The sequence below is a fragment of the uncultured Salinisphaera sp. genome (assembly GCF_964012375.1).
In the GTDB taxonomy this organism is placed as follows: Bacteria; Pseudomonadota; Gammaproteobacteria; order Nevskiales; family Salinisphaeraceae; genus Salinisphaera.
This window is the reverse complement of the sequence record NZ_CAXGSH010000120.1, coordinates 1-9,595: the sequence shown is the minus strand read 5'-3', so window position 1 is coordinate 9,595 and position 9,595 is coordinate 1. Positions and strand designations below refer to the sequence as shown.

Annotated in this window: 6 protein-coding genes; 3 read left to right on the top strand and 3 right to left on the bottom strand. The window is 64.3% G+C overall.

Annotated elements, in window-relative coordinates; all coding sequences use genetic code 11:
- Window positions 1-70 precede the first annotated feature (70 nt).
- The 3 genes from ABNU97_RS16060 to ABNU97_RS16050 all read right to left on the bottom strand — a co-directional run bounded on the left by ABNU97_RS16060 (window position 71) and on the right by ABNU97_RS16050 (window position 5,714).
- Entirely contained in the window at window positions 71-2,227 is a 2,157-nt protein-coding gene (locus ABNU97_RS16060) for a PQQ-dependent dehydrogenase, methanol/ethanol family (protein WP_348767688.1), read from the bottom strand.
- Window positions 2,228-2,249: 22 nt separating this feature from the next.
- Window positions 2,250-3,695 (bottom strand): aldehyde dehydrogenase, encoded by a 1,446-nt coding sequence (gene aldA, locus ABNU97_RS16055; protein ID WP_348767687.1) that lies wholly within the window; start codon window positions 3,693-3,695, stop codon window positions 2,250-2,252.
- A gap of 387 nt (window positions 3,696-4,082) precedes the next feature.
- The gene (locus ABNU97_RS16050) at window positions 4,083-5,714 is read right to left on the bottom strand and encodes a dihydroxyacetone kinase subunit DhaK (RefSeq protein WP_348767686.1); all 1,632 of its coding nucleotides are present in this window, start codon (window positions 5,712-5,714) and stop codon (window positions 4,083-4,085) included.
- Window positions 5,715-5,984: 270 nt separating this feature from the next.
- On the opposite strand from ABNU97_RS16050, the gene ABNU97_RS16045 reads away from it, so the two are divergent.
- From ABNU97_RS16045 to ABNU97_RS16035, 3 genes are all read left to right on the top strand, one after another.
- Window positions 5,985-6,347, top strand: a complete 363-nt coding sequence (locus ABNU97_RS16045; protein ID WP_348767685.1) for a DUF427 domain-containing protein — start codon at window positions 5,985-5,987, stop codon at window positions 6,345-6,347.
- Between the two features lie 90 nt (window positions 6,348-6,437).
- Window positions 6,438-7,766, top strand: a complete 1,329-nt coding sequence (locus ABNU97_RS16040; RefSeq protein WP_348767684.1) for an MFS transporter — start codon at window positions 6,438-6,440, stop codon at window positions 7,764-7,766.
- Window positions 7,767-7,892: 126 nt separating this feature from the next.
- The coding region (locus ABNU97_RS16035) for a PilZ domain-containing protein (RefSeq protein WP_348767683.1) at window positions 7,893-9,595 on the top strand (1,703 nt) is incomplete at its 3' end.

Sequence of the window (9,595 nt, the reverse complement as noted above, 5' to 3'; positions counted from 1 at the left end):
TCAGACGCGCGCAAAAGACACCGGCGCGACCGTAGATGAATAGATCAGAGGTTCCCTAAGAAACGACCCTTTACTGGTCGTCGCTGTATTCCTCGTCGAGCAGATCGTTGGCCCGCTTGATGAGGTAGGCATGGATCTTGTCGATCTGTGCCGGCTCGAGCACCTCGGCATAGGACGGCATGCCCTTGCTCAGGCGCGCGCCCATCACGATTGCCTTGAACTGATCGTGGGTATCGGCCGACAGACGACGCAGATCCGGCGTCACGCCGCCGCTCGCGGCGTTCATGCCGTGACACTGGCTGCAATGACCGTTCATCAGATCCTTGCCCTCGGCGATGTCCGCCGCGCTTGCCGTCTGCTCGGGCGGTTCCGGCTTGGCCAGCGGCGGGAAATCAGGCTCGGCCAGCTTCTCCTTGCCGCCGATCTTGAAGGTCAACACCTCGGCATACGGGCGCACACCGGCGTTCTTGGACTGGCCGCCCGCAAACGTGGAGAACGCGCCGCCCCAGCCCACCATGAAGGTGACGTACTGCTCGCCGCCGGCCAAATAGGTCACCGGCGCGGCCATCACGCCGCTGTTGGCCGGCGATTCCCATAGCTTCTTGCCATCGGTGGCCCGATAAGCCACCACGCGACCGTCGGCCGTGCCCTCGAACACGAGATTGCCCGCGGTCGAGAGCGTGCCGCCGTTGAAGATGGTCTTGTGCGGTACTTCCCAGACTTTTTCCTGCTTGACCGGATCCCAGGCCAGCAGACCGCCGGTCCAGCGATCGGCCCAGGACTGCATTTCCTCGGCATCGTCGGACATGGCCGCGGCCTTGGTGCCGAGCTGGTAGAAGCCCTTCTGCGGTGTCCATTCCGGGTCCCGTACGTCTTCGTAGGTCACCTCGAAGTAATGCTTGGGGATATAGACCAGACCGGTGTTCGGGTTGTACGACATTGGCTGCCAGTCGTGACCGCCCCAGAAGCCGGGCTGTACGACGACCGGGCCGTCCTGTTCCCAGTACTTGGCGTGGTCGGTGAACACCGGACGCCCGGTTTCCAGATCCACCTTCTCGGCCCAGTTGACCGGCGCATATTTCTCGGCCGAGATCACCTTGCCGGTCTTGCGGTCGAGCACGTAGAAGAAGCCGTTCTTGGGCGCCTGCATGATCACTTCGCGTTTCTTGCCGTCGATTTCGAGATCGGCAAGGATCATGTGCTGGGTCGCGGTGTAGTCCCAGGCGTCGCCCGGCGTGGTCTGGTAGTGCCAGACATACTCGCCGTTGTCGGGGTTGATCGCCAGGATCGACGACAGGAACAGGTTGTCGCCCTTGGCATCGGAACGTGCCTTGTAATTCCACATCGAGCCGTTGCCGACACCGACATAAAGCAGGTTCAGGTCAGGATCGTAGGCCATGGAATCCCAGGCCGTGCCGCCGCCGCCCTGCTCGATCCAGGCATCGCCGTGCCAGGTCTTGGCGGCCATTTCCAGCGCTTCGTTTTCCTGCGGCTTGGCCGGGTCGCCCGGCACGGTGAAAAAGCGCCAGGCCTTGTCGCCGGTTTCGGTATCGTAGGCGGTGATATAGCCGCGTACGCCGAACTCGGCGCCGCTGTTGCCGATGATCACCTTGTCCTTGACGATACGCGGCGCACCGGTAATGCCGTAGCTGCGATCGTGATCGATGATCGTATCGACCGACCAGACTTCCTTGCCGCTGGCGGCATCGATAGCGACCATGCGCCCGTCCAGCGTGCCGAGAAAGACCTTGCCTTTCCATACGGCTACGCCGCGGTTGACCACGCCGCAGCAGAAGCTCGCCGCCTTGGTGCGATCGACCTTCGGGTCGTGCTTCCACAGCAGTTCGCCGGAAGCCGCATCGAAGGCATAGACGATGCTGTAGGCGCCGGTGGTGTACATCACGCCGTCGACCACGATCGGCGTGGCCTCGACGCCGCGATCGACGTCCAGCTTGTATTGCCAGGTCAGACCCAGCTCATCGACGTTCTCGTCGTTGATGTCGTCCAGCGGGCTGTAACGCTGTTCGTCGTAGGTCCGGCCGGTGCTCATCCAGTTGCCGGGTTCCTTGTCGGCATTGATGATGCGCTCGCCGTCGACATCGGCCGGCCCGCGGGCGCCGCTGCCGGTTTCGGCAAACGCCACGGGCTGGCAGAACGCGAGCAACGCCAGGGCGAGCCCGGTATGACGTCGCCAGGCCTGCGACGGGTGGAATCTCTGCGTATTCATATTGTTTTTTCTCCTCGGTGCGTTAGCCGTGCTGCATGTAGACGACGTGCGTCTCCATGAACTCGTAAAGGCCGTGCTTGCCGTCGGCACCGCCGATGCCGGACTTGCGCCGGCCGGCATGAAAGCCCTGCATGGCCTCGAAATTCTCGCGGTTGATATAGGTCTCGCCGTACTGCAGTCCGCGTACGGCCTGCATCGCGGCGTTGATGTTGGTGGTGTAGATCGACGAGGTGAGGCCGTAGTCGGAATCGTTGGCGAGCGCGATGGCTTCATCCAGCGAATCGACGGTCTGCATGGGCAGGACCGGGCCGAAGATTTCGTCGCGCATGATTGCCATGTCGGCGCGGCAATCGGTGAGCAGCGTGGGCAGATAGTGATAGCCCTGGCCCAGGTCGGCGGTCGTACCGCCGGTGACCACGGTCGCGCCATCGGCCTTGGCCTGCTCGACCATGGCCGCGACCTTGTCCAACCCGGCCTTGTTGATGAGCGGGCCCATGTCGAGCTCGGCTCCGGCTGACGGGTCGCCGTAGCGGGTCGCTTTCAAATGGGCGGCAATCTCCTCGGCCAGCGGCTCGGCAACGCTTTTCTCGACATAGATCCGCTCGGCGCAGTTGCAGACCTGGCCGGTATTGATGGTGCGCGAATCGCAGATCGCTTTCGCGGCCAGGTCGAGATCGGCGTCGGCCAGCACGATCGCTGGCGCCTTGCCGCCGAGTTCCAGATTCACCCGCGTCAGGTTCGTCGCCGCGGTCGCCATGATCCGCGAGCCGGTCGCCACGCTGCCGGTGAAGGTGATCAGGCGCACGTCCGGGTGGGCACACAGCGCGTTACCGGTCACTGCACCGCGTCCACCCACGAGATTGAACACGCCCGCGGGCATGTCGGTTTCTGCAACCAGCTTTGCGAACGCATAGGCATTGAGCGGCGTTTCCTCACTGGGCTTGATGACCACGGTATTGCCCGTGACCAGCGCCGGCGCCATCTTGCGTGCGATCAGAAAGAAGGGGAAATTCCAGGGCAGGATGCCGGCCACCACGCCCACGGGCTTGCGCAGCAGGAAGATGCTTTCACCGGCACGATCGCTCTCGATGACCTCGCCCTCGATACGACGCGCCCACTCGGCCATGTAGTCGATATAGTCCGCGGTGAAGTTGACTTCCACCTCGGCCAGTGCCCGTACCTTGCCCTGTTCGCGCACGATGATGTCGGCGAACTCGGCCACCCGCTCACGCAGCTTCGCGCTGATCTGGCGCAGATAACCGGCACGCTCGATCGCCGGACGCTTTTCCCAGGCCGGCTGGGCACGACGCGCAGCGGCCACGGCCGTATTCACCACGTCTGCATCGCTGTCGGGGATATGGCCGATGGTGGCCTGGGTGGCCGGGTTTTCGACCGCGATCGATTCGCCGCGGGCGGCCACGAAATGACCGTCGATAAAATTCTGTTCGGGTTCTGCCGGCTTGCTCATGGATAGCGCTCCTTGTCGAAAGAAGACGCTCGAGGCCGGGCATCGACGCACCGGCACAAACGACGCGTCGACCGCTATCGCAGCCGAACAGGCATCGCCGGGGCACGCCGTTTTGGGATCTCCTCGAACGCCATTTTTTATGCGGCTGTCATGCAGGCCGCGTTTTATTGATCACGACAGGAGCAAGCGGCATGCCAGCCGATCCGCGAACACGCAGCAAGGCCGACGGGCACAGCAAGAAAACAACCAGGCATCTGTTTTTACTGGATTTTTATAAATACGGGCGCCGCGTGACGCGAGCGCACCGGCACGCTACAGCTGTTGCATTGCGACAGCCGCCACGCGTCACCTGTTGCGGCGAATGCAACAGATGACGCGCGACGAAAATCAGCCCTCGGCCAACCGCTGCCAGACCCGCGCGATTGCTTCGGCGCCCGGATCGGTGAGGTCACGCAGGGCGTTTTCGGGCACATAGGCCGAGCGCCCGGCCCGGGCATGGGTCATGGATCGCGTCGCATCGGCCCCGGTGCGCGCCGCTTTGGCAGCCGCCGACAGACTGCCGCCCTCGGCGAGGGCTTCGACCGCCGGAATCAACGCATCGAGCAGCGTGCGGTCGCCCGGGGCGGCGCCGCCGTAATGCTGCATGCGTTCGATACCGCGACCGAGTGCGCCGGCCCAGTCGCTGCCCTCGTCCAGCGCCGCGCCGGTCGCCGTGCACAGAATGGACAGCAGCACGCCGCTCGAACCGCCCATGTCGCGGGCGAGAATTTCACCGATTTCATAGGCCAGGCGTGCATCGTCGCCGCTCGACAGCGCCTGTGCCTGCAGGGCATCGCCGATCGCCCGGGCACCGGCGGCGAACGTGGTGCCGGTATCGCCGTCGCCGGCCTTGGCATCGAGCGCATCGAGTTCGTCCTTCGACTCGATCAGCCGCTGTACGACGCCTTCAATGCGCTGTTCACGATCGGTGTCGCGCTTGCCAACCGGGTCGTCCGAAGCAGCGCTCAGCTCGACATCGAAGGTGTCGATTGCCTGCGGGCGATACAGCCCGGGCCAGGCCGGCGCCGCCACCGCCGATTGCAGGGCCGTGACAAAGTCGTCTTCCGCGGCCAGCAGCGTTACCGAGAAACCGTGCATATCGAGCGAGGTCATCAAGGCAGCCGGGGCCACCACATGGGCCACGCGTTCGGCCGGCAGACGGGCCAGCAGTTCGTTGAAGAGCACGCTCATTTCCTGGGTCGCACAGCCGCCCAGATTGTTGAGCATGACGACCAGCGGCGTATCGGCGCCGGCGCGTTCGTTGATGGCTTCGAGCAACGGCTCGAGTACCAGCTGCATGGCATCGCCGGCATCCGCCGGATCGACCTCGCGTACGCCGGGTTCGTTATGGATGCCCAGACCCAGCTCCGCGCTGCGCCTGTCGATGGCATGGCCGGGCAACGTACAGCTCGACAGCGACAGTCCGATCGAGCACAGGCCCTCGCAGACGCGCTGGGCCATATCGGCCACGGTGTCGAGGTCCGCGCCGGACGCCGCATAGTGACCGGCGATCTTGTGGACCAGCACGGTCCCGGCCAGACCGCGCTTCTGGGTCGCATCGGACAAGGCGATATCGTCGGCGACGATCACGCTGCGCACGCGATAGCCTTCGCGGGTGGCGCGCTCGGCCGCCAGGCCGAAGTTGAGCCGGTCGCCGGTATAGTTCTTGATGACCAGCAGGCAGCCGGCCTCGCCGCAGGTCGCACGAATGGCGGCGAGCACCGCCTCCACGCTGGGCGAGGTAAAGATATCGCCGGCGATCGCGCCGGCGAGCATACCGTCGCCCACGAAGCCGGCATGCGACGGTTCATGCCCGGCGCCGCCACCGGAGAGCACGGCAACCCGCGATTTGTCCCAGTCGCTATCGACCACCACGCGCACGCCGTGCGTTTCGGCACTGCGTTTGATCGGCGCGATCCGTGCCAGGCCGTCGATCGCCTCGTCGACGACCCGTTCGGGGGCGTTATAGAAAAAATCCATCTCGTATTCCTCACTTGGCTGACAGTCCCGTGCACGGCTGGGCGTTTCGCTCATCCGAGGCCATGCACAAGACGAACTGGCCCGGGCTTGCCTGTGGCACGCAGCGTTGTCTGTGCTGGACGACGGCGGGCCTGTTTTGCGGCGAATTCAACAATCGTGAAAATTGGCGCGGCGTCGCTTGATTTATCCGACTACAACACCAGACTATGGGCCCGGACGCCACCCGCTATAGCAGCGTATCGACTGACTGCAGACATTCCAGGAGCCGCCATGCCGGCCTATTTCGACGACCGTATCGAGTTGCAGGCACATGGCGCGCTCCTGTGCGTGTACGCCGGCAGCCAGCAAATCGGGCACACCGAGCAGGCAATACGCCTGAGCGAACGCGGCTATGAAGATCGTTTCTATCTGCCCTGGGCGGCGATCGTGTCCGACTGCCTGCAGCGCTCGGACAAGCAGACGCATTGCCCGTACAAGGGCGATACGCGTTATTACCATGTGGTGATCGACGGCGTTTGCCACGAGAACGCGGGCTGGGTGTACCCGCAGCCACGCGTTGAAATGGCGGCCATCGCCGGGCGTATCGCCTTCGATCATCCGCAGATCAGGCTCGCAGGCGCCGAGCCCGCCTAGCGCACCCGCGCTGCCCGATGCGCCGCCGCCGCCGACGGCGTTCGCATCCAGTTGCAATTACTGTTTTCCACCGTTTGTTTTGGTTCTCCGATGACACGCTTGGCCACCTCCCTGATCGCGCTTATTGCCAGTATCGTGCTGCTGATCAGCGGCAACGCATTCCTGATGACGCTGCTCGGCCTGCGCCTGAGCGTGGAGGGTTTTTCCACCAGCCTGATCGGCTGGATTCTGGTGTGTTATTCGGTCGGCTTTACCCTGGGCACCGTATTCGCCGAGCGCGTGGTCGAGCGCGTCGGCCATATCCGCGCGTTTGCCGTGTTCGCGGCCGCACTGGCGGTGACCATCCAGATCTACCCGCTGGCCGTGAACGCGCCGCTGTGGGCCGCACTGCGCGCGTTTGCGGGTTTTGCCATGGCCGGCCTGATGATCGTCATGGAAAGCTGGTTTTCCAGCCGGGCGACCAACGACAACCGGGCGCGGCTGTTTGCCGTGTATCAGATCGTATTCTTTCTCTCGACGGCGTCGGGCCAGTTGCTCATCAACGTCAGCGCGCCGGAGAACGTATTCCCCTTCACGCTCGCGGCGATGCTGGTGACCGTGGCGGTGATTCCGCTGTCGTTGACGCGCATGGATGCACCGACGGTTGAAGGCGCCGAGCGTTTGTCGCTGGTATCGCTCTATCGCACCTCGCCGGTGGGCGTCAGTGCGGCGTTGATCGCGGGGCTGCTGGTGAACGCCTTCTATGCGATGGCGCCGGTGTATGCGGATCGCATCGGCCTGCCGACCGATCGCCTGTCGCTGTTCATGGCCAGTGCGATCGTGGGCGCGATGCTGCTGGCCTGGCCGATCGGGCGTTTGTGTGATCGCTTCAACCGGCGGCGGGTGCTCATGGGCGTGCTCGTGGTGGCAGCGATCACAAGTGCCGCGATCCCGTTCGTCGGCAATACCCATGCGGTCGTGCTGATCGCGGTGGTCGGTCTGTACATGGGCTTGTCAGCGGCGCTGTACCCGGTTTCGGTCGCGATCACCAACGACCAGATGCCCAGCCACCGGATCACCGCCGCCAGCACGACGCTGCTGCTGGCCTACGGTATCGGCAGCTGTATCGGGCCGGTGGTGGCAGCCACGGCCATGGATGAGTTCGGGCCCAACGGCCTGTTCTATACCAATACCGTCTTTCTGGCGGTGCTGGGCGTCTACCTGCTCTATCGTCTGCAGCGCCGCGCCGATGTGCCGGCCGAGGAACGCGTGGACTACTACACGACATCCCCGCAGGGCGGGTATCATCTCTACGAGCTTGACCCACGCAATACCGATTTTCAGCCGGGCGGCGAGAGCGCCCGCGCGGTCGGCATACGTATCGGGCGCACCGTCTTCGGCGCGGCAGGGCGTGCGCATGCCGCAACCCGCGGTCGCTGACTTTTCCGGCCTATGGCGAATTGATGACAATATCCAGCCAAGCCCCTATTCAATCCCGCGCATGCGCGGCCGATAGGGGCGTGACGACAAACCCGATCGCTACCGCCCGCGCGGTTACTTTCGCCCGTGATTGACGCCCCCCGTATCGAGATAAACGATGGCGACCGCGTCGCCAGCGCCTTCGAAGCCATGCAGGAGCGCCCCTACTGCGATCTGCGCCTGGAGTGCGTAGCTAGCGGAGAGCGCTTCGATATCCAGGAATTCCGTATCGAGGCCGGCGGCCAGCGCATCCGGCTGATGATCGACGTGCTTGGACTGGCCCGTGATCGCTTCGCCGCGGGCGTGCGCCTGCATGCAAGCCTTGGCACGGAAGCGCTGTTGTTCAGCGGTATCGCGGTCGAACAATTCAGTATCGAGGCCGATCCGCCACAGCTGATCGTGGCCAAGCCCGAACGGGTCTATGTCTCCAACAAGCGTGAATCCACCCGGGTTCGGCTGGTGCGCGGCATGCGTGCGCTGGTGCAGTTGCAGGTGCACGAAAACCACGCGCCCATCGACGCGCGGCTGATGGACCTCTCGCTGGGCGGCTGCGGTATCGAAATCGAGCTGCGCTCGGGCATGCTGCTGACCCATGGACAACAGGTTGCCGCACTGCTCATCGAGTTCCCCAACGGCACCCGCGCTTCGATGGCCGCCGTGGTACGCCATGTGCAGATGGCCGAACGTAATGCCTATGCCTACGTCGGCTTTTCATTCGCCACCACCGGGGCCGGACGCCAGACCGAAGTGCCGGCACTGCTGCGCGAAATGGAGCGCGAGATCGCGTTTCGTGCCGGTCAGGGCCGCAATCACATGATTCAGCCCTCGCGGCTGTTCATCGGCGGCGCCGAGTCACCGGTGGCGGTCCGCCTGGATCGGCAGGAGAAAGCGCCCTACGCAAGCACCACCGCGATGGTGGGTCCGCTGCGCCATGTGGCGCATGTGCTGGGCACGGCCGCCATCGCGTTGCGCCATGGCCGCGAGCTGCCTATCGACGAACTCGAAAAATGCGCGGATACGCTCTGCAAGCTGCTGGCCGAAGATCGCGCGGCCTTTCTCTATGCGCTGTGCTGCCTGAGTGAACAGCCCGCGCTGCTGCACCATTGTATTGCGGTCGCCGGGCGCCTGGCCGATCTGGTCCAGGGCGAGGAGACGCTGGTTCGTAATCTGCGCGATATCGTGCTGGCCGCGCTCGTGCACGACCTGGGCAATATTCGACAGGCCGGGCCGCAGACCGCGGCGACCGACCCGTTGATAACCGACCCGAGCGCGCCGACGAACAGCCATGTGGAACTCAACCCGGCGCTGGGCTCGGCCGGCTCCTGGGCGGCAAGCGGCGCACGCCGTGCGGTGATCGAAGGCCTCAATTCGACCGATGCCGCCGATGCGGGCCAGCTACCCGTCGCCCTGGCCGCGCTCGCGCGTGCCGCCCGTATCGTGGACCTGATCGACGTCAAGGTCCGGGGCGGTATCGGCGCCCACGAGGCAGCAACACCGCTCGACGTGTTTCGTGACCTATACCATAGCTGTGACGAAGCCGACCGCGAGTGGCTGCAGCGTTACATGAAACGTCACGGTATTTACCCGATCGGTAGCCTCGTTCACTGTTCGAGTGGCTTTCTTGCCTGGGTATTGCGCCTTGGCGAGGACGGCCAGCCCGCGCGCATCCGGGTGGTGCGCAGCATGGATAATTCGCGTCGGCTCAATCAGATACTCGGCCGTGCGGACTTCTCCCAGATCGGCAAGATCGACCAGCCGGCCCTGCCGCAGAGATTCGGGCTCAAACCTTT